This window comes from Sporosarcina sp. YIM B06819 (assembly GCF_033485175.1).
Lineage (GTDB): Bacteria > Bacillota > Bacilli > Bacillales_A > Planococcaceae > Sporosarcina.
In genome coordinates this window covers 36,629-58,892 of record NZ_JAWLIQ010000008.1, presented here as the reverse complement: position 1 = coordinate 58,892, position 22,264 = coordinate 36,629, and the positions used below count along the sequence as shown (strand labels likewise).

General features: G+C 39.3%; 18 protein-coding genes. 17 read left to right on the top strand and 1 reads right to left on the bottom strand.

Going from position 1 to position 22,264, the window contains the following annotated elements; all coding sequences use genetic code 11:
• Window positions 1-92: 92 nt before the first annotated feature.
• From R2B72_RS06605 to nagA, 9 genes are all read left to right on the top strand, one after another.
• Complete coding sequence (locus tag R2B72_RS06605; RefSeq protein ID WP_318615620.1) at window positions 93-1,385, top strand: ABC transporter substrate-binding protein; 1,293 nt, start codon at window positions 93-95, stop codon at window positions 1,383-1,385.
• A 91-nt stretch (window positions 1,386-1,476) separates the two neighbouring features.
• On the top strand, window positions 1,477-2,415 hold the full coding sequence (locus R2B72_RS06600) for a sugar ABC transporter permease (protein WP_318615619.1): 939 nt from the start codon (window positions 1,477-1,479) through the stop codon (window positions 2,413-2,415).
• Entirely contained in the window at window positions 2,415-3,236 is an 822-nt protein-coding gene (locus R2B72_RS06595; RefSeq protein WP_318615618.1) for a carbohydrate ABC transporter permease, read from the top strand. Before R2B72_RS06600 ends, R2B72_RS06595 begins: the two co-directional genes overlap by 1 nt.
• Before the next feature lie 156 nt (window positions 3,237-3,392).
• Window positions 3,393-4,649 carry a Gfo/Idh/MocA family oxidoreductase gene (locus R2B72_RS06590; protein ID WP_318615617.1) on the top strand — a complete coding sequence of 419 codons (1,257 nt, stop codon included), beginning with the start codon at window positions 3,393-3,395 and terminating at the stop codon, window positions 4,647-4,649.
• A 166-nt stretch (window positions 4,650-4,815) separates the two neighbouring features.
• Complete coding sequence (locus R2B72_RS06585; RefSeq protein ID WP_318615616.1) at window positions 4,816-5,532, top strand: GntR family transcriptional regulator; 717 nt, start codon at window positions 4,816-4,818, stop codon at window positions 5,530-5,532.
• 100 nt (window positions 5,533-5,632) lie between these two features.
• Complete coding sequence (locus R2B72_RS06580; RefSeq protein ID WP_318615615.1) at window positions 5,633-6,808, top strand: SIS domain-containing protein; 1,176 nt, start codon at window positions 5,633-5,635, stop codon at window positions 6,806-6,808.
• Between the two features lie 36 nt (window positions 6,809-6,844).
• On the top strand, window positions 6,845-7,702 hold the full coding sequence (locus R2B72_RS06575) for a tagatose-bisphosphate aldolase subunit GatY (protein ID WP_318615614.1): 858 nt from the start codon (window positions 6,845-6,847) through the stop codon (window positions 7,700-7,702).
• 65 nt (window positions 7,703-7,767) lie between these two features.
• The gene (locus R2B72_RS06570) at window positions 7,768-8,700 is read left to right on the top strand and encodes a hexose kinase (RefSeq protein ID WP_318615613.1); all 933 of its coding nucleotides are present in this window, start codon (window positions 7,768-7,770) and stop codon (window positions 8,698-8,700) included.
• A 12-nt stretch (window positions 8,701-8,712) separates the two neighbouring features.
• Window positions 8,713-9,903, top strand: a complete 1,191-nt coding sequence (gene nagA / locus R2B72_RS06565) for an N-acetylglucosamine-6-phosphate deacetylase (protein ID WP_318615612.1) — start codon at window positions 8,713-8,715, stop codon at window positions 9,901-9,903.
• Between the two features lie 88 nt (window positions 9,904-9,991).
• Here nagA and R2B72_RS06560 read toward each other — a convergent pair whose 3' ends face one another.
• Window positions 9,992-10,888: an AraC family transcriptional regulator gene (locus R2B72_RS06560; protein WP_318615611.1), complete on the bottom strand. Its 897-nt coding sequence runs from the start codon at window positions 10,886-10,888 to the stop codon at window positions 9,992-9,994.
• A gap of 179 nt (window positions 10,889-11,067) precedes the next feature.
• Between R2B72_RS06560 and R2B72_RS06555 the strand changes: the two genes are divergently transcribed.
• The 8 genes from R2B72_RS06555 to R2B72_RS06520 all read left to right on the top strand — a co-directional run bounded on the left by R2B72_RS06555 (window position 11,068) and on the right by R2B72_RS06520 (window position 22,242).
• Complete coding sequence (locus tag R2B72_RS06555) at window positions 11,068-12,369, top strand: alpha-glucosidase/alpha-galactosidase (protein ID WP_318615610.1); 1,302 nt, start codon at window positions 11,068-11,070, stop codon at window positions 12,367-12,369.
• A 60-nt stretch (window positions 12,370-12,429) separates the two neighbouring features.
• A complete protein-coding gene (locus R2B72_RS06550; RefSeq protein WP_318615608.1) occupies window positions 12,430-13,407 on the top strand; it encodes a Gfo/Idh/MocA family oxidoreductase in 978 nt (325 codons plus the stop codon).
• Between the two features lie 417 nt (window positions 13,408-13,824).
• Window positions 13,825-14,604: a glucose 1-dehydrogenase gene (locus R2B72_RS06545; protein ID WP_318615607.1), complete on the top strand. Its 780-nt coding sequence runs from the start codon at window positions 13,825-13,827 to the stop codon at window positions 14,602-14,604.
• Between the two features lie 34 nt (window positions 14,605-14,638).
• Window positions 14,639-16,033: an aminomethyl-transferring glycine dehydrogenase subunit GcvPA gene (gene gcvPA, locus R2B72_RS06540; protein ID WP_318615606.1), complete on the top strand. Its 1,395-nt coding sequence runs from the start codon at window positions 14,639-14,641 to the stop codon at window positions 16,031-16,033.
• A 159-nt stretch (window positions 16,034-16,192) separates the two neighbouring features.
• Window positions 16,193-17,761, top strand: a complete 1,569-nt coding sequence (gene gcvPB, locus R2B72_RS06535) for an aminomethyl-transferring glycine dehydrogenase subunit GcvPB (RefSeq protein WP_318615605.1) — start codon at window positions 16,193-16,195, stop codon at window positions 17,759-17,761.
• 225 nt (window positions 17,762-17,986) lie between these two features.
• Complete coding sequence (locus tag R2B72_RS06530) at window positions 17,987-19,162, top strand: ROK family transcriptional regulator (protein WP_318615604.1); 1,176 nt, start codon at window positions 17,987-17,989, stop codon at window positions 19,160-19,162.
• Between the two features lie 26 nt (window positions 19,163-19,188).
• The gene (locus R2B72_RS06525) at window positions 19,189-20,925 is read left to right on the top strand and encodes a phospho-sugar mutase (protein WP_318615603.1); all 1,737 of its coding nucleotides are present in this window, start codon (window positions 19,189-19,191) and stop codon (window positions 20,923-20,925) included.
• A 21-nt stretch (window positions 20,926-20,946) separates the two neighbouring features.
• Window positions 20,947-22,242 carry a glucose-6-phosphate isomerase gene (locus R2B72_RS06520; RefSeq protein WP_318615602.1) on the top strand — a complete coding sequence of 432 codons (1,296 nt, stop codon included), beginning with the start codon at window positions 20,947-20,949 and terminating at the stop codon, window positions 22,240-22,242.
• Window positions 22,243-22,264: the final 22 nt, after the last annotated feature.

Here is a 22,264-nt window from a genome sequence, read left to right as displayed (position 1 = left end):
TAGAAAAGTGCAGGTTCTTTATCAACCTAGTGCATCTGAATTATCATACAATATAGAATGTAAGCGCCATCAATAGAAAAGGGGGCAACATTATGAAAAAGTTTTTTGGCTTATTTGTATTATTAGCACTTGCACTTGTTGTGTCTGCGTGTAGTTCAGATTCGACATCTGATTCCCCAGACAAATCGAAGGATAAGGGTGGGGGAAGTGCAGAAGGGCCTGTTGAAATCTTTAGCTGGTGGACGGGTGCTGGTGAAGAGGATGGGCTTCTAGCGCTCATTGACTTATTTAACAAACTTCACCCAGAAATTAAAGTTGAAAATGCGGCGGTAGCGGGAGGAGCTGGAACAAACGCGAAAGCGGTTCTAGCAACAAGAATGCAAGGGAATGATCCACCGTCAACTTTCCAAGTACATGGTGGAGAAGAACTGAACAAAAGTTGGGTTGCAGCCGACAAAATGGCTCCACTCAATGATTTATATGAAGCAAATGGCTGGCTGGATAAATTCCCGGAAGCTTTAATAGAACTTGTGAGTAATGGCGATAATATCTATTCCGTTCCGGTTAACGTTCACCGTGGTAATGTCATGTTCTATAATAAGGCAGTATTCGACGAGCACGGCATTGAAGTTCCAACAACATTGGATGAGTTTTTTGAAGTAGCAGACAAATTGCAAGCGGCTGGCGTTGTTCCATTAGCATTGGGCGATAAAGAATCATGGGAAGCAACAATGATTTTTGAAAATGTATTGGCAGCTGAACTAGGAAGAGATGGCTATTTGCAACTATTTGCGGGTGAAATTGATTTCACAGATGAAAGAGTTGTGGCTGCAGCAGAGAAATTTGGGAAAATCCTTGATTATGTCAATGAAGACCATGCATCACGTAACTGGCAGGACTCTGCACAGTTAGTTGCAGAGGGGAAAGCAGCGATGATTAATATGGGTGACTGGGCGAAAGGCTATTTCGTCAATGACTTAAAACTTGTCACAAATCAAGACTTTGGCTATTTTGCATTCCCTGACACAGTGGGAGACTTCGCAGTTATCACAGATACATTTGGCTTGCCAAAAGGAATTGAAAATGTGGAGTCTACGAAACAATTCTTAACAGTTCTCGGTTCAGTAGAAGGTCAGGATGCATTTAATCCATTAAAGGGTTCTATCCCAGCTAGGATTGATGCAGACCCATCTAAATACGATGACTATGGTAAAGATACAATCGAAGACTTCAAGACTGCTCAATTGTACCCGAGCCTTGCGCACGGTTCAGCAGCATCAGAAGGCTTTGTTACAAAAGCAAATCAAGCTGTTAATATTTTTGTGACACAAAGAGACGTTAAGAACTTTGTAGAAGCTTTACAAAATGCAGCACCTGATATGTAAAAAATGAGGGTGCTAGCCTTATAGATTGGCGGCACCCTCTATTTTTATAGAGTTATTAACTTTGGGAGCCTCAAATCGAGGAGGATGGACTATGGAAAAGGATATGCAGCTTAAGAGAAAAAAGAAAGTATCAAAAGATCAATTGACAGCAATAGCCTTTTTACTGCCCTCTATTATTTTTATTATGGTTTTTGTCTATGGATTTATTAGTTGGACGGGGTATATTTCATTAAGTAATTATAATACGATTGTTCCCGACTTTTCATTTGCAGGTCTGAAAAACTACCTCTATTTATTTAATGATTTCCGTTTTCGGGCCGATTTACGGAACACTTTATTTTTCACTATCTTCTTTATTGGTGCTGTCATTTTACTTGGTTTAGCGTTGTCTATCTTACTTGATCAGAAGCTAAAAGGAGAATCGGTTTTTAGAAACATCTTTTTATTTCCAATGGCATTGTCCTTTATTGTCACTGGAGTTGTTTGGCAATGGCTGTTACATCCATCAACGGGCTTTAATAAATTTTTGGATGTATTTGGTATCCAGCCTAAATGGTATACAGATACTACCATTTTAGCAGGTTTCAAATGGGGAAGCATTGAGTTTGGATTACCTGTTGCCATTATTGCGGTTGTCATTGCTGCTGTTTGGCAAATGACTGGATTTTCATTGGCGATGTATTTAGCGGGCTTACGCGGCATTGGCGATGAATTACGAGAAGCTGCGAGAATGGACGGGGCAACAGAGTTTCAAGTGTATATGAAAATTATTTTACCTATGCTGATGCCGATTACCATGAGTGTTGTCATCATCATGGCACATATTTCCTTGAAAATATTTGATTTAATTTATGCGATGACAGGTTCGGGTGCCAATTTTGTCACAGATGTGCCTGGTCTGTATATGTTTGAAACAACATTTAGAGGAAATTATTATGCAAATGGCGCTGCCATCGCAATTATCATGTTGCTGCTAGTAGCCGTATTTATTGTTCCTTATTTATGGAGTAGTAGAAAGGGTGAAAGATAATGGCGTCAATCCGAATTGGAAGCATCGTTAAATATAGTTTATTAATCATAATTTCACTTTTTTTTCTAACACCTATCTATGTCATCATCGTGACAAGTCTCAAGCCGCTGTCGGAAGTTTCAATCGATCAAATGTGGGCATTGCCAACAATACTTGATTTTAATTCGTATAAAATGGCTTTTGATAGCTTAGCTCCGAATCTATTAAATAGTTTTTATTTAGTCATCCCGGCGACATTACTGTCTGCCCTGCTTGGAGCTATGAATGGCTATGTTTTATCCAAATGGAAGTTTAGAGGCTCTGATGTATTGTTTACGTTTATATTATTTGGAATGTTTATTCCTTATCAAAGTATTTTGATTCCATTGATTCAATTTTTGCGGACGATTGAGCTTTATAATACGATTCCTGGATTAATATTGGTGCATGTGGTCTATGGTTTACCGATTACTACATTGATGTTTAGAAACTTTTACGCAAGCATCCCTGATGAACTGATAGAATCAGCCCAAATAGATGGTGCCAACTTCTTAGGTGTCTTTAGGCATATTATTATTCCCTTATCCATTACTGGTTTTGTTGTTGTGGCAATCTGGCAATTCACGAATATATGGAATGAATTCTTATTTGCCGTTACGATTACAACGGGTAGTAAGCAGCCGGTTATGGTGGCGTTGCAAAATCTATCAGGAAGCCAGATTGTGCAATGGAACGTACAAATGGCGGGGGCATTACTCGCAGCATTACCCACTTTACTCGTCTATATTTTTCTTGGGAAATATTTTGTAAGAGGGTTGCTGGCTGGATCTGTGAAGGGATAATTATGGTACTAGTGAATCCTCTATGTCCAACAGTGGCATAGGGGACATTTTTATATTCCGTATAGTCTGAATAATAAATCCATGTTATCATGGATAAATGTTTTACTATCAAATTTTACTAGTAATTTAGAAAGTATTAGAAAAGGCGGGGATATTATGAAGCGAATCAAAGCTATATTAATCGGCGCGGGTGATAGAGGTGCTAAAGCCTATGCGCCTTATGCGAACAATTATCCAAATGAATTAGAGTTTGTGGCAGTTGCAGAAGCGATTCCAGAGAGAAGGGAAGCATTTGCAAAACAATATTCCCTTTCACCAAAGCAATGTTACGCATCCTGGGAAGAAATGCTGGAGCAGGATATTGAAGCGGATGTGGCTTTTATTTGTACATTAGATAGAGGGCATTATGAACCAACCGTAAAAGCCATTGAAAAAGGGTATCATGTTTTACTTGAAAAGCCCATGTCACCTAGTCCGAAAGAATGCGTTTCGATGGTTGAAGTTGCAAAAAAGCATAATAAATTACTAACAATTTGCCATGTGCTTAGATATACACCATTCTGGCAATCTATTAAAGCGATTATTGACGAAGGCAAAATTGGTGATATTGTATCGATTCAATTGAATGAAAATGTTGAAGTGATGCACATGTCACATAGCTTTGTGCGAGGAAATTGGAATAATTGCGATGAATCTAGTCCGATGATTTTACAAAAGTCATGTCATGATATGGATATCCTTATGTATTTGATGGACCAGAAATGTAAGCGTGTCAGTTCTTTTGGTTCGCTGATGCATTTTAAGGAGTCCAATGCACCTGAAAATGGACCTTTACGTTGTTTGGATGGATGCCCCATCGCCAATGATTGTGCGTTTCATGCAGGACGCTATTATTTAGGGGAAGGAATGGGCTGGGCGAAAAAGTTTACAACCGATCATTCACGAGAAGGTATCATTCATGCGTTAAACACAACAGACTATGGAAGATGTGTCTATCGTTCTGATAATAATGTTGTTGATCATCAAGTGGTCAATCTGGAGTTTGATAATGGCGCTACGGCGACATTTAGCATGTGTGGGTTTACTAGAGAGCAAACACGTATTGTACAAATTATGGGGACCAAAGGTGAAATTAGAGGGAAAATGGATGAAAACTCAATCTCTGTTTTTGATTTTTTAACGAAAAACGAAACAATTACCAAGCTTAAGGAACCGAAAAGTGGCCATGGCGGTGGCGATGAAGCCATTGTTCGAGACTTTTTACAGGCAGCTCAAAACTACACAGAAAATAGCAGCCGATCATCCGCTGCGGTATCTCTCGAAAGCCATTTGCTAGCGTTTGGTGCTGAAGCCTCAAGACTTCAAAATGGTAAAGTCATTCATTTAGATAGTTTTTTAAAGAGTTTTAATTGAATACAGTAGAAGCACTTTCTGTGAATAGGAAAAGTTGAACAGCGTTTATATTACTATGTATCTTGCAACAGCTTTACATGTAAAAGATTATAGTCTATACTATATCCGACTGGTTATAACCAGTTGGATAAAGAACCATGTAGGTTCAGGAGGTGTATGTCACGTTTTGGATAAAGGAAGTAAAATCCCGTTGTATTTACAATTGATGGATAAACTAATTATGAAAATTGAGCAACAGGATTATGAAGAACATGAAAAATTGCCTTCTGAACGTGAATTTTGTGAGATCTACGGCTTAAGTCGAATTACTGTCAGGCAAGCTTTGCAGGAATTGACGCTAGAAGGCTATATTTACAAACTCCATGGCAAAGGAACATTTGTGGCACCTAAAACCATCAATCAACATTTAGTAAAGTTATATAGTTTTACTGAAGAAATGAAGAAGATGGGCAAGGTTCCTACTACGCGGGTGCTAGAATTTAACGAAATCGTAGCAGACGAACGTTTGGCAACGAACATGAATTTGAAGCCCTTTGATGAAGTGTTTCAAGTCATTCGTTTACGTTTAGCAAATGATGAACCGTTAATGTATGAAGCATCTTTTTTACCGAAAAAAGTCTTTCCAGGATTAACTGAACAGGACTTTGTAGAAAGGCCTATGTATGAAATCTTTTTTCAGGATTATCAAGTGAGCGTCACAAAAGCAGTCGAAAAATTTTCAGCAATTAGTGTGCGCGATGCAGAAGCGAAGCATTTAAAAATGGCCGTCCACCAGCCTGGAATGTTGATCAAACGCAATGCTTATCATAATGATATCTTAATTGAATATACGATTAGCGTCGTACGTGGAGATAAATTTGATTATACTGTGGAATTGAGTTAATCATCCAAAAGAAACATCCTCAGGGAGTTTCTTCGTACCTTGACTGGTTATGACAACATGACCAGACGAAATGAAAGATTATAAAATTGGAGGCGTAAAATTGTTTAATCTAACTTCAGAACAAATTATTGAACATAATGCAGTGCATACGGCGAGGGAAATACACCAACAGCCAGCTGTATGGCAGGAACTGGTGTCAGCGTTTTTTGAGCAACAAGCAACATATAAAGATTTTTTGGCTTCTATTTACAACAAGCATGACCGTGTACGTGTCATTTTAACAGGTGCGGGAACTTCTGCTTTTGTCGGCGACACATTAGTTCCAGAATTAGCACGACATAATCGTCATAACGTTCAGTTTGAATCAATTCCGACAACGGATATTGTGTCAAATCCAACAGCTTATTTGTTTAAGGATACACCGACTATCTTGGTGTCATTTGCGCGCTCGGGCAATAGTCCGGAAAGTGTGGCAACGGTTTCGTTAGGACAAGAGATTGTGAAGGACTTTTATCAAGTCGTTATTACTTGTAACAAAGACGGCCAGTTAGCGAAAAATATTCAAGGTGATGCTAACTGTATGACGATGTTGATGCCTGAAAAATCGAATGACCAATCATTAGCGATGACAAGTAGCTTTACAAGTATGATTATGGCAGCTTATGCGTTATTTACGGAAGATGTTTTCACGCCAGCGGTTGCACAACAAGTGATTGCAAGTGCGGAGACATTCATTGAACAGCTTGGTGATGCGGTTGACGAAGTACTTGGCTTTGATTTTGACCGAATTGTTTATTTGGGGTCAGGTCCACTTGCACAACTATCGCATGAAGCAGCTTTGAAAATGCTTGAATTATCGGGCGGGCAAGTAGTAGCGATTCATGAATCATCACTTGGATTCCGTCATGGTCCTAAGTCGATTTTGAATGACAAATCAGTGGTGGCGTTATTTATGTCACAGGATCCGTATACACGAAAATATGATTTGGATATTTTACGCGAATTAGCCGCAGCGAAGTCGGGGATGAAAATTGTTGCGCTTACTGAAACAGAAGACGAGGAAGTAGCAGGATTAGCCGATTGGGTAGTCACTGTAAATGCTGGAACAGAGTCGTTTGCTAATGATTTTAATTTAGCTGTCTTGTATGTGATATTTGCACAGACGTTAGCAATGAAAAAATCAATTCAATTGGGGATTACACCGGATAATCCAAGCCCGGATGGTGCGATTAGTCGTGTTGTTAAGGGTGTGACGATTTACGATTATCAAAAATAAGCAACTATTCTACAACGATAACTAGGGGGAAATAGGATGGGATACGTTCACAATACGAAAGAAATGCTGATTAAAGCTAGAAAGGAAGGGTATGCTGTTCCGGCGTTTAATATTCATAATCTCGAGACGATTCAAGTGGTTGTCGAGGCGGCGGCCGAATTGAAATCGCCTGTTATTCTTGCGGCTACTCCGGGAACAATGGTATATGGAGGGCGCGAATATATTCAAGCCATTGCAGAGATAGCTGCAAAAACGAGTGGAGTTCCGGTTGCTTTGCACTTGGACCATCATGAAACATTAGAATCGATTGTAGAATCACTCGAACTAGGTGTTAAGTCAGTTATGGTGGATGGTTCACATGGTACGTTTGAAGATAATATTGCAATATCTAAAGAAGTTGTCGAACAAGCACATCGTTACGGGGCAACAGTTGAAGCGGAGCTTGGAAAATTAGTGGGACAGGAAGATGATTTAATTGTTGAAGCTTCAGATGCGGCTTATACAGATCCAGATACTGTTCAAGAATTTGTGGAACGTACGGGTATTGATTCGCTAGCTGTGGCGATTGGCACAGGACATGGTGTCTATGAAACAGTGCCAAATCTTGATTTTGATCGTCTTGAAAAAATCAAAAACCTAGTGGATATTCCGCTTGTATTACATGGTGCATCAGGTATTTCTAAAGAAGATGTCCAAAAATGTATTTCACTTGGTTGTGCAAAGGTCAATATATCAACAGAGCTTAAAATTCCATTTTCAGATGCATTACGTAGTTATTTAGTTGAACATCCGAATGAGACAGATACAAGAAAATATATGAATCCTGCAAAAGAAGCTATGAAAACAGTTGTGAAAGAGAAAATTATGATGTGTATGAGTAACGGCAAAGCATAACAGAACAGTGTGGAGTGGGAGATAATTCTCACTCCATTTAACTATCAAAATGGGGAGGGCTACTTATGATTTTAACAATTACATTAAATCCAGCTGTGGATATTAGTTACAAGCTAGATAATTTTATACTAGATACGGTAAATCGAGTGGGCGATGTGTCTAAAACAGCGGGTGGGAAGGGATTGAATGTAGCCCGTGTTTTACACCAGCTAAACGAGGATGTGGCTGCATCAGGCTTTTTAGGAGGCAGTTTAGGAGATTTCATACGTTCACAAATGGAGTTGATAGGGATTGAGGACTATTTTGTGCAAATTGGAGGTGAAACACGAAATTGTATTGCCGTCATTCATGAAGGAAAACAGACAGAAATATTGGAGAGTGGTCCAATTATTTCACAAGAGGAATTGCTAGCATTTTTAGAGAAATTCACTGGCGATGTGCAGCAAGTTGACATTGTTACTCTTTCTGGCAGTTTACCGAAAGGACTGTCAACAGACTTTTATTCAAAGATAATAGAAATTGCCAATCGGCATAATGCACGTGTATTATTAGATTCGAATGGTGCTTTGTTAAAGGCAACCTTAACAAGTGGTCATAAACCTTACTTCATCAAACCAAATGAGCAAGAACTAGGAGATCTAGTAAATCGCAAAATGATGAGCGACACAGACATTATAAAGGCGCTGGAATCATCGTTATTTGAGGATATACCTTGGGTTGTTGTGACACTTGGAGCTGATGGAGCAATTGTTAAACATGCCGATACTTTTTACAGGGCTAAAGCGCCAAAAATTGAGGCGGTCAATCCAGTAGGTTCGGGAGACTCTGTTGTAGCAGGGTTCGCGGCAGGATTTGCACGCGGATTAAAGGATGAAGACCTCATTAAATTTGGACTTTCAATGGGCGTACTTAATGCAATGGAAGAGAAAACAGGGCGGATTGATGTGGCAAAAGTACAATGGGCTGTTGACCAGATACAAGTAGAAAAAATGAAATAAGGAGGCGTTTATATGGAAAATATATTCTTATTAAATGCAACAATTGTATTGGAGAATACGCTGTTGCAGCAAGGATTCGTACATATAAAAGGTGATAAAATAGAATCTGTTGGGGATATGGAGAATTGTCCATCTGTGTCTGTCGATGACAGAATCATCGATTGTGCTGGGAAACAATATGTTATGCCGGGTATGATTGATATTCATGTTCATGGCGCAGCTGGATTTGACTTTATGGACGGCAGTCAGGAAGCTTTTGAAGGGATTGCGCTTGCCCTAGCAAAAGAAGGAACAACTTCATTTCTGGCAACAACGATCACGAATCCAATCGAACATACTACGGGCACGCTAAAAAATCTTGAACTCTATTATACACAAGAAAATGGTCCCGGAGCTGCTGAAATGCTAGGTATTCATTTGGAAGGTCCTTTTATTAATAAACAGCAAAAAGGAGCCCAGCCTGAAAGTGCAATTATCCCACCAAATGTCGAATTGTTTAAAGAGTGGCAGGTGCTATCGGGAAATTCGATTAAGGTGATTACCTTTGCTCCAGAGCTTGATGCTCATTTTGAGTTGTTAGCTGAACTGAAAGAGACCGGTGTTATTGCATCGATGGGGCATACGGATGCATCCTATGATGAAGTATTAACAGCTGTTCAACACGGAGTTAGCCATGCAACACACTTGTTTAATGGTATGAAGGGCATGCACCATCGTGATCCTGGTGTTGCTGGAGGCGCTCTAATACAAGATGATGTGCATGTTGAGATTATTCCAGACGGCATTCATTTTCACCCTGATTTATTGAAGATGATTGTGAGGATGAAGGGGCTGGAAAAAGTGCTTGTCATTACAGATGGCATGCGCGCGAAAGGTATGCCAGATGGGGAATATGATTTGGGTGGACAGCAAGTAACGGTGCATGATGGAAAGTGTTTATTAGCCAATGGTTCTTTAGCGGGCAGTATTGTTACGATGAATCAAGCAAGGGTGAATCTTGCAAAATGGTTGAATTTATCTATTCATGAACAACTCCAAATTACTTCAATCAATCAAGCAAAGCGTTTAGGTCAGTTCGATCGAAAAGGGTCTATTCAAGCTGGGAAAGATGCGGATATTGTTGTGATTGGTCAGGATGGTGTAATTGAGTTAACGATTTGTAGAGGTACTGTTGCTTATGAACGGAATGTTGTAGGGGATTAATCGTTTGGTAGTAAAAAAAGTAGCCTGTCATTTAAAATTTAAATGATAAGCTACTTTTTTTGTGAATCGCTGAAGTAAGCCTTGCAAGTCAATGGTCGCCGATAATATGATCGACAGCGATGAATGATTTACTGTTTCTATATTCTCCAGGCGATAGTCCTAGGGAAGAACGAAAAACTTTTCCAAAATAATTTCCGTTTGAAAAACCTACTTTTACTGCAATCTCATCAATCGTGAGTTTATCATCTTTTAATAAATCAATGGACTTATTGATTCTAGTATTTGTTAAGTATTGTATAGGTGTTGAATGAATGGTTTTATGAAACAGTCGAGTGAAATGATATTTAGAAAGTCCTGATGCATCTACAATATCGTCAAGAGTAATCGGATTAGCAAAATTATTTTTTATGTAATGAATTGCATTTGAAATTGAATCGGGCCATTCCTCATTCGTTTTAATGTTTAAGACATGACGTTGTAGCTCCATTAAAAACAAATAGGACAAATAGGATGCTTCATAAGCATCATTCAATTTATGAATAGAAACTTTTTTTAATAGATCAATGATCGTTGAAACCGTGTTTGAGAATAAATCCAACTTCAGTATATGACCAGCATCCTGTATGATCTCTTCATAGCATCTAACGGCTTCCTCTCCAAATAAAGTGATATGTATAAATTCCCATTCTTCACTATCTGAAGGCAAATAATAGCGATGATCACTAGGAACCTTGACGAAGAACGCTTCCCCGGCTTCAAGACGATATGTACAATCTTTAATCCTAATCATACCGGCACCTTTTAAGGTATATTGGAAAACGATGATATCCTTTTCACTTCTAGTTAAACCGTCCCAGTCATAAGAGGAGTCACTTATCCGTTTCTCCCATCCTAGAGAATAGATTCCTACAATGCGCTGCTGATGGGCTCCTTTAAAACGAAATCCGAATGTCCCATGCTGTAAGGAGTGGAAGTTAGATAGCAATATTTTACCCTTCTTTCTTGTTTTATTACCATTGTATAACCTTATTATTCAGACTATGATGATCATAACGTCATTTGTTATGAATAAGACAATGTAGTTTTATACAGGTTAGTAATGATAATTCATCTAAAATTACTTTTATTCTTGGAATGACCTATAAAAAACAGGGGGGTTATAGATTGTCCAAAATTACTTTTTTAGGTGCGGGTAGTACTGTTTTTGCTAAAAATGTACTGGGTGATTGCATGAGAGTTGATGCTTTACAACATTTTGAGTTTGCTTTATTTGACATTGATCATGAGCGACTAAAAGATTCAGAACAAATGTTGAACAATATTAAAAAAAATATTGGGTCGACTGTAAATATCGTATCATATACAGATCGGAAAGAGGCCTTAAGAAATGCAAAATATGTTATTAATGCAATTCAAGTTGGCGGATATGACCCAAGTACAATTATTGACTTTGAAATACCAAAAAAATATGGATTGCGCCAAACAATTGCAGATACAGTCGGAATCGGTGGTATATTCCGTAATTTGAGAACAATCCCTGTCATGATGGACTTTGCTAAAGATATGGAAGAAGTATGTCCGGATGCATGGTTCTTAAATTATACGAATCCGATGGCTGCACTAACGGGTGCAATGCTTAGATACACTAACATTAAAACAGTTGGTTTATGTCACAGTGTACAGGTATGTGCAAAAGAATTACTAAGATCTTTGGACATGCCAACAGATAATATTCAGTGGAAAATAGCTGGAATTAATCATATTGCCTGGTTGCTTGAAATTACTCGGGACGGAGAAGACTTATATCCAGAGATTAAGAGAAGAGCGATCGAGAAACAAAAAGAAAAACATCATGATATGGTGCGCTTCGAGTTAATGTTGAAATTTGGTTATTATGTAACAGAGTCTTCCGAGCACAATGCCGAGTATCATCCATACTTCATAAAGAGCCGATATCCAGAATTAATTGAACGGTTTAATATACCGCTAGATGAATATCCAAGACGTTGTATCAATCAGATTGAAGGCTGGAAGAAAATGCGTGTGGATTTAATTAATGATGAAAATCTTTCACATGAAAGAACAGGTGAGTATGGTTCATATATCATTGAGGCTATGGAAACAGATAAACCGATAAAAATTGGTGGAAATGTACTGAACACTGGTGGTTTAATTAGTAATTTACCGCAAAATGCATGTGTTGAAGTTCCATGTCTTGTAGATGCAAGTGGAGTAACACCTACGTATGTTGGTGAATTACCAGAACAATTAGCTGCTTTAAATCGTACAAATATCAATACGCAGTTACTGACGATTCAGGCTGCAATGACAGGTAAGAAAGAGCATATTTATCAAGCAGCTATGCTAGATCCACATACTTCAGCTGAACTTTCTATCGATGATATTATTTCATTGTGTGATGATTTAATTGAGGCGCATGGTGATTTGTTACCAGCTTTTGAATAAATAATGAAGCCTTGGGTATGACAAAGAATCATCTGATAGCTGGAAAGCGGGGGATTCACATTGACCATAAAAGTAGGAATGATAGGAACAGGTTATTTCAGTATGTTCCACGCAAAGATTTTATCGGAGTTAGTCGATGTTAAGGTAACTGCCATATATGGCACAAGTTTAGATAAAGCAAAAGGGATGGCATCAAAGTTACCTTATGCAACGGGATATTGTGATTTAGTTGAAATGCTAGACGCCAATTCCTTAGATGCTGTCTACATCTGTGTACCGCCAATGGCACATGGGCAAATAGAGTTGGAGTTAATTAAGCGAGGAATTCCATTTTTTGTTGAGAAACCATTGAGTCAAGAACATGAAATTCCTTTCAAGATTTTATCCGAAATCAGAAAAAAGTCCTTACTTACTTCCGTTGGTTATCACTACCGCTATAGTGATTCGATTGCACAGCTGAAAACTATGCTATCTAACCAAAACGTTGGTATTGTACTTGGGCAATTTATGACTAGTATGCCTACAGTGGCTTGGTGGAAAGATCAAGCTAGTTCTGGAGGGCAATTCATCGAACAAACAACGCATATTGTCGATTTACTGCGCTATATTTGTGGAGAAGTTGAAGAAGTTTACGCAGCATTTGGTAACCGTATTCTTTCTGCAAAGGACGAATCTGTGTCTGTAGCGGATGTCGGAACGGTAACGATGAGGCTTCGTAATGGCATTGTAGCTAATATATCAAATACCTGTATACTCCCTGAAAATATCGGGAAAACGGGAATTACCTTATTTACAGATCAAGGTATGCTTGATTGGACACCGAACTATTTAAAGATTTCAGGAACATCCTCAAAATCTGAAGTTATCGATGTGACGAATCCGTATCAAACTGAGAGTGAAGTATTTATCAATGCGATACGTACAGGTGACTCATCAGTGATATTATCTGATTATGAAGATGCCTATCAGACGCATAGAGTTACTGTAGCTGCGTTAGAATCGGCAATGAAGGGTTCTTCTATCAAATTGGACCTGTGAAATCTGGAGTGTTGGCATATTAGGGAGTTCAATGCCGTATCGGTTAACTGATAGTAAAGCATCTGAGAGTTATACAAAAGTAGTCATTCAATAATTGATTTAACGAAAAAAGGTGGCGTACCATTCGAAGTTTGAATGATACGCCACCTTTTTGTTTTATCGTAGTAAGGCAGGTAGCGATATTTGCATCAATGCTATTGCCTAATTTGGCGCAATAATAACAGGTATCCCTTTATAAATGATAGAAAAAGTTTTGTTGTGATCGTGAAAGTATAATAAATTGAAAAACAATTGACACTATTGAAATTGCGTGCTAATGTGATAGAAGTTAGTTAAGTTAATTAACTAAGTTGGTTGAAAGTATGTGAACAGCAAAATTACGAAAAAAATTTGTCATGGAGAAAGGATGTTACGAATATGAACTATGAAGAATTAGTGGGGCTGAGAGATAAAGTTGCGGTTGTGACTGGAGCAGCGTCTGGAATTGGACTTGCTACTTGTCAATTACTCTCAGAAGCTGGTTGTCATGTAGTTTTACTGGATATTAATGCTGAAGCTGGTGTGCAAAAGGCAGATGAAATTAATAAGCTAGGTGGTAAAGCAACTTTTTACACATGTGATGTAACATCGAATGAGGCATGTAAATCAGTTATCGAAAAAATTAATAGTGAATTTGGTAGAATAGATGTTCTTTTTAATAATGCGGGCGTTATTCGCAGAAAAAATATTGTGGACCATAGTGAAGAAGAATGGGATTTAGTCATCAATGTCTCATTGAAAAGTGTCTTCTTATTGTCGAAATATGCAATTCCTGTCATGGCGAAAAATGGCGGTGGAAGCATTGTTAATACGGGATCGGGTTGGGGCCTTAAAGGCGGGGATGATGCTGCATCTTACTGTGCTGCTAAGGCAGGAGTTGTTAACGTTACCAAAGCGATGGCAATCGATCACGGGAAAGATAATATTCGTGTCAATTGCATTTCTCCTGGAGATACAGATACACCACTTCTAAGAGGAGAAGCAGACCAGTTAAAATTGAATGTAGATCAATTTTTGAAATCATCAGGCGTCGATCGACCACTCCAACGCATAGGAACTCCACAAGATATTGCCAAAGGCGTACTGTTTTTAGCAAGTGACCTATCTTCATGGGTAACAGGGACAACTTTAGTAGTAGATGGTGGCGGATTAGCATAATTCGAGTGCAATTGATAAAAAAGGAGAGAGTGAATTGGTAAACAAACAGATAGATAGTGCGCATCCTTATATTCCAAATACTGTTCCAGAAGTAAAAGAAGAAATGCTGAAGACGATTGGTGTTGAGACGATTGACGATCTATTTGCCGGCATTCCAGAGGAACTTCGATACCAACAACAGTTGGCGATTCCGGAAGCTTTACCAGAATTTGATCTTCGAAGAAATGTGACACAAACCATAAATAAAAATGTTAGTACAGATGAAGTCATTAGCTTTTTAGGTGGGGGATGCTGGAAGCATTTCATCCCAGCGGTATGTGATGAAATCAATCACCGGGCGGAGTTTGTCACTGCTTATGCAGGAGATTCTTATGAAGACCATGGTAGATATCAAGCACTGTTTGAATATCAAAGCTTAATGGCTGAACTCGTTGATATGGATGTGGTGAACGTGCCGACATTCGATTGGGCACAGGCAGCAGCTACATCTATTCGAATGGCCTCACGTTTAAAAGATCGCTATGAAGTACTGATTCCAAGAACTATTTCACCAGAAAAATTAAAAATTATTAAAAACTATTGTTCTCCACATATCACATGTACGCTTGTTGATTACTGTAAAGAGACAGGCCAATTGGATTTAGAAGATTTGAAGAGTAAAATGTCGGAAAACATTGCAGCAATTTACTTTGAAAATCCAAGTTATCTTGGCTTTATCGAAACAGCTGGAGAAGAGATTAGCGCAATTGCCAAAAGTTATAATGCAGTAACAATTGTCGGCGTGGATCCATCTTCTTTAGGTGTACTTGAACCACCAAGTCGTTATGGAGCTGATATTGTTTGTGGCGAGTTGCAACCTCTAGGCGTACATATGAGTTACGGTGGCGGGTTGTCTGGTTTTATCGCAACAAGAGATGAGGCTGAATATGTCCAGGAATATCCTTCTAGATTATTTGGGATTGCTCCAACAAGTAAAGAAGGCGAGTATGGCTTTGGTGATGTGTTATATGACCGAACCTCCTTTGCGAAAAGAGAAAACGGTAAAGAGTCTGTGGGAACACAAACTTCTATGTGGGGACTAACAGCAGGTGTTTACCTAGCGTTGATGGGTCCTAAAGGGATGTACGAGCTAGGTCAAACCATTTTGCAACGATCACAATATGCAATCAAAGAGCTGGAGAAGGTTGAAGGCATTACAGCTTCACGCTTTAACAGTGTAAACTTTAAAGAATTTGTTGTTGATTTTAATGCAACGGGTAAAACAGTTGCAGATATTAATAAACAACTACGTGCAGCAGGTATTTTTGGCGGAATTGACTTATCGGAAAACTTCCCGGAATTGGGCCAATGTGCGCTTTATTGTGTAACAGAAGTACATGCGCAAGCTGACATTGATAAGCTGGTTATTGCAATTCAAGCGGCGATCTGACTTTAATCATCAGAAGTTCCTGCTGATTAAAGTTAATCCTCCGGAGGATGTCACAAATTTTGAATGGAGTTAATCGCGCAAGCACAATTCAAAATTTGGACGCAATTACGCCACGGCGTAATTGATATAATTTCAACTACATTGAAATGAGGGGTACGATTGAAAAGAATAGATAGGGAACGCAAAGTACGAGATTTCCATCAAGCAAAATGGGACGAGCCTATTATTTTTGAACTTCATAAAGAAGGAGAGAGAGGTGTAAGACTTCCAGTAGTTGAACAACAAGTTGTAGACGCTGCTGGTGACGGAGTATCTGTTCTTCCAGCGCATATGAGACGAACTGTAGAGCCTAAGTTGCCGGAAATTTCACAAAACCGTGTGCTACGTCATTATTTACGCCTCTCTCAAGAAACGTTAGGTGCGGCATTTAACGTTGAAGTTGGCCAAGGAACTTGTACGATGAAGTATTCACCAATTATTAATGAAGCATTTGCTTCATCACCAAAAATGACGGCCCTACATCCACTCCAGGATGAAGAAACGCTACAAGGAATGCTCGAAGTTACACATAACCTAGACTTGTATATGAGAGAAATTTCGGGAATGGATAATTTTTCTTTCCAATCTGGATCAGGCACACAAGCATTGTTCGCAATGGCGTCTATCGTCAGAAAATATCACGAAGCAAATGGCGAGGCAGATCAGCGTGATGAAATTATTACGACAATTTTCTCTCATCCATCGCAAGCGTCAACAGCAGCTGTCAAAGGCTACAAAATTATTACACTCTATCCAGATGAAAACGGTTTCCCAGATATTGAAAAGCTAAAAGCAGCTGTTTCAGAAAGAACAGCAGGCTTTGTTGTAGCGAATCCTGAAGATACGGGTATTTTCAATCCGAAAATTAAGGAATTCACTCAAATTGTGCATGATGCAGGCGGAATTTGCTACTATGACCAGGCAAATGCCAATGGCTTGTTGGGTATCACAAGAGCAAAAGAAGCTGGATTTGACATGTGTTTTTTCAATCTTCATAAGACTTTCTCAACACCGCATGCTTCTGGAGGTCCAGCAGCTGGTGCACTAGGCGTAGTAGAAAAATTGAAGCCATTCCTTCCAGCTCCATTGGTCGATTTTGATGGTGAAAAATACAGCTTAAATTATGATTTGGATAATAGTATTGGTCAAGTGAGGTCGTTCCATGGGGTGCCTCAAAACATCCTGCGTGCGTATGCTTGGATTCGTGGGTTAGGTGCGAAAGGGCTGCGTGATGTTGCAGAAATTGCAGTGCTCAATAATAATTATCTTTATCATCAAATCCTGAAAATAAAAGGTGCTAGTGCTCCTTATATTGATGGTCTACGGTTGGAACAAGTTCGTTATAGTTGGGAGCAGTTAACGCAAGAAACGGGTGTAACAACGGATGATATCTCAAGAAGAATGGCAGATTTCGGCCATCAATACTGGACAAGTCACCATCCTTACGTCATTCCAGAGCCATTTACACTGGAGCCAACAGAATCGTACTCCAAAGAGGACTTGGATGAGTACATCGCTTCATTAACGCATATCGCGAACGAAGCGTATACAAATCCTGAAATCGTCAAAAACGCACCACATAATAGCACCATTCACCGTATCGTGGACGAAGATTGGTTCGAGGATCCTGAAAAATGGTCTATTACTTGGAGAATCTATTTGAAAAAGTTGGCGAAGAACGGTAAATGAATGTTAAAATTGAAACATTTACACTCAAAATGAAGTTGTCCGCTTATTCTACGAAAGAAATAAGTGATAGTAAAAAAGCGAAAGAAAGATTAATTTAACTAGTATATCAAGCGGTCTTTCCTGTTTTTGATAGGAATGACCGCTTTAGTTGATATAATGGAAAAATGGATTACTATTAATAGTAGAGATTCATTTTTATCATAGTTTAATAAGGGGGGGTCAATAATGCGACAAGGCACGTTCCAGTGGATGAAATCAGTTAATAAATCAATCATCCTCAATAAAATACGGACGGACGCGCCTATCTCTAGGGCACAAATTGCGAAGGAAACAAAACTAACCCCACCTACTGTGAGTAGTAATGTAAAAGAATTGATTGAGCAAGGCATTGTGGTAGAAAGTCAACTGGGTGAATCCCAAGGGGGGCGAAAACCAACGATGCTCCTCATCAATCATCAAGCCTTTTACGTCATTGGTGTGGATGCCGGGCCAGAAAAAATCGATTGTATTCTAGTTGATTTGGCAGGTACAATTTTCCAACGGTCTTCCAGTATGTTAACAACACCGATTACGAATGAAGAGTTTCTTACAATTTTAAAAGACTGTATTCGTAATTGCCTTCAATCTATTCCTGCAATCATTGAAAACGTGGTGGGGATAGGTGTCGCGATGCACGGGGTTGTAGAGGTGGAAACAGGAACATCCTTATTTGCACCTATTTTGGGGTTAACTAATATCCCAATTAAAGAAGAACTAGAAAAAGAATTTATGATGACCGTTAAAGTAGAAAATGATGCTCGAGCCATGGCACTAGGGGAATCTTGGTTTGGTGATCAAGGTGAAGTAGATAGCATGCTGGCTGTTAATATTGGTCATGGTGTAGGTGCAGGGCTTGTCATTGATGGGAAATTATATCACGGAGCACAGGATATTGCGGGAGAAGTCGGCCATATGACTATTGATTTGCATGGTGAGGTATGCGAATGTGGTAATCGGGGGTGTTTACAAACATTCATAACCGGTCCTGCAATTGTTAGAAGAGCCGAAATGTATATGATGCAAAATGCCAGTGAGAATCATGGAATAACAGGCGAAACAATTTATGAACTGGCGATTAGTGGTCATGAACAATTTGCAACTTTGTTTAAGGAAACAGGAGAAATCATCGGGATAGGTTTAACGAATCTTATCCATATTATTAATCCGGAAAAAATTGTACTAGGCGGCGGAGTTACAAAATCGGGTTCATTAATTTTGCCAGTAATCTTAAAAACGATTGAAGAGCGAGCCTTGACACCACAGGCAAAGAAGACCAAAATAGTCATTACAACACTAGGTGATGATGCAACATTGCTAGGAGCCGTATCTTTGTTGTTAGTTGATTTATTTGATCCGGTGTAAATTCAAATTTTTAGGGGGTTTTTCATGTGACTTGGCAAGTAGAAGCAGAAAAATGGTTGACTCAGGAAAATTTAGAAGCCACATTAAAACAGCAATTGATCAATGAAGAGAATAATCGAGATTTAATGGAAGATAGTTTTTATACAAATCTCTCATTTGGTACAGCGGGTCTACGTGGCGAACTCGGGTTTGGCACAAACCGGATGAATATTTACACAGTAAGGAAGGCGGCACAGGGGCTTGCTTCATATATTAAGGACTACGGGAAATCCGCGAGAAATCGAGGCGTCGTCATTGCTTATGATTCTAGGCATTTATCTGCGGAATTTGGTCTTGAAGTTGCGAAAGTTCTTGGTTGTAATGGTATTCGGTCATTTTTGTTTGATGAACTTCAATCCACACCATTGTTATCCTTCGCAATCCGGGAGTTGAACACGTTTTCAGGTGTGGTCATTACCGCAAGTCATAATCCAGCAGAATATAATGGTTTGAAAGTGTACGGGGAGGACGGCGGTCAAGTCACATTAGAGGCGGCAAATGCCATTACGGCCCATACGGAAAAAATTGAAGATTTATTCTCAATAGGGGTCATGGAAGAAGCCAGTCTTTTAGCAGAAGGATTATTGACTTATTTAGATCAGGATATGAGCAATCGTTATTTGAAGCGATTAGATGGTATTCTATTAGACGGTCAGCTTGATAAGCAATTATCGATTGTCTATACTCCCCTTCATGGGGCTGGTGGGAAATTAGTTGCTAAAGGGCTAGAGGTAGCTGGCTTTACAAATGTAACGATTGTCAGCGAGCAAGCTATTCCTGATCCTAATTTTACAACGGTCAAGTATCCGAACCCTGAAGAAGCACAAGCCTTTGATATGGCGCTAACATATGGTCATAAGGTAACAGCAGATATACTCATTGCTACGGACCCGGATGCAGATCGCATGGGAGTAGCTGTTCGGGATGCACAAAATGACTATGTTTTTTTGTCAGGTAATCAAATCGGCGCATTGCTCGTACATGCCTTGTTGGAGGATAAGTTGCAACGCGGTACTCTGCCGGACAATGGTGTTGTGATAAAAACAATTGTTACATCAGAACTCGGTCGCGCCATTGCAAATAACTATGGCGTTAAAACACTAGATGTTCTAACAGGCTTTAAATTTATTAGTGAAAAGGTATTGGAATTTGAAGGGAATTCCGCGTCAACTTTCTTAATGGGTTATGAGGAGAGTTACGGCTATTTGATTGGTGATTTCGTGCGAGATAAAGACGCTGTCCAAGCTTCTGTCCTGATCGCTTCCGTTGCTGCTCGTTATAAAGCAAATGGTCAAACCTTATTGGAAGGTTTACATGGATTGTATGAGCAGTATGGATTTTACTTGGAAGGATTGGAATCGATTCAACTTAAAGGAAAGACTGGCATGGCGAAAATTGACGAAATTATGACTTATTTCCGTTCGACACCGTTAAGTAGCGCGTTTACGCAACCGCTTGCTGTTATTGAAGATTATGAAGCTGGCTATTCCGTTGATGTTCAGACGGGAATTCAGCATTCACTCGATTTACCTACCGCGAATGTGTTAAAATTCAAATTAGCGGATGCTACATGGTTTGCCATCCGTCCATCTGGAACAGAGCCTAAAATCAAGTTTTATTTCGGCGTAAAGGCAGACACACAAGTGGAAAGTGACGAGCACTTATCAGCAATTAAGGCAGATGTCATGACGATTGTAGAAAATGTCATCGCACAATCAGTATGAAAAGAAATGAGGAATGTTAAAATGGTATCACCTGTAACAGTTAATCAGTCATTAATAACAGTAAGTGAATTGGAAAGTGTTTTTGGAGAACAAGTGAAAGATTTTCACAATGCTATGGCAAATGGCACATCTAAAGGTGCTGAATATTTAGGCTGGCGTAATCTTCCAGAGGAAGTGCTAGCAAATGAGCTGGAAGACGTTTTAGCGGTCGCTGACAAGTTACGGAAAGTAGCTGAAATCGTTGTTGTCATCGGTGTAGGTGGTTCTTATTTAGGGGCAAAAGCTGTCCAAGATGCACTATCTCCTTATTTCGAGAAAAAATCAGAGGATCCTGAAATTATCTTCGCTGGCCAAAATTTAAGCGGTACGTATATGAAGCAATTACTAAACTACATCAATAGCAAAGAAGTTGCAGTGATTGTTATTTCAAAATCAGGAACAACAACAGAACCTGCAATTGCTTTCCGAGTTTTATTGGAATATATGGAGGGTCGTTATGGGACTTCCGCTAGTGAAAGAATCGTAGCAATTACGGATAAATCAGCTGGAGCTTTGAGAGAATTGACGAACCGTTCAGGATTTGCCTCTTTTGTTGTGCCAGACGATGTTGGTGGACGTTTTTCGGTGTTTACACCTGTAGGACTTCTTCCGTTAGCAGTCGCTGGGATCGATATTAAACAATTGCTGAGTGGTGCAAAGGATGCTGTGCAGGAGTTTTCTGCTGCGGATATTGCGTCAAATAGTGCGTATCAATACGCAGCATTGCGCAATCATTTGTTAAATGAAGGCTTTAATATCGAAATCTTAGCAAGCTTTGTTCCACGCTTTGCTACATTCCATGAATGGTGGAAGCAGCTATTTGGCGAAAGTGAAGGTAAGGATGGCAAGGGGGTTTACCCAGCGTCTGTAGCGTACCCAACTGATTTACATTCAATGGGTCAATATGTTCAAGATGGACGACGCGAACTATACGAAACGTTTGTTCAATTTGTGGAGTCCATGGAAGACAGTGCGATCCCTACTTCTGCTGATAATTTAGATGGGCTGAATTACCTTGCTGATAAAACAATGAATGAAATTAATGAAGTGACACTACGAGCAACGATGGAAGCACATGAAGCGGGTGGTGTCCCTCTTATTCTACTTCAAGTAGGCAAGCATGATGCTTATCATATTGGTTATCTAATTTATTTCTTTGAAACTGCTTGTGCGATGAGTGCATATTTACTAGGTGTCAATCCTTTTGATCAGCCTGGCGTTGAAGAATATAAGAAGAATATTTTTAGAATGTTAGAGAAGCCAGGGTTTGTAGGGTAAATATATGAGTAAAAGTAAAAAC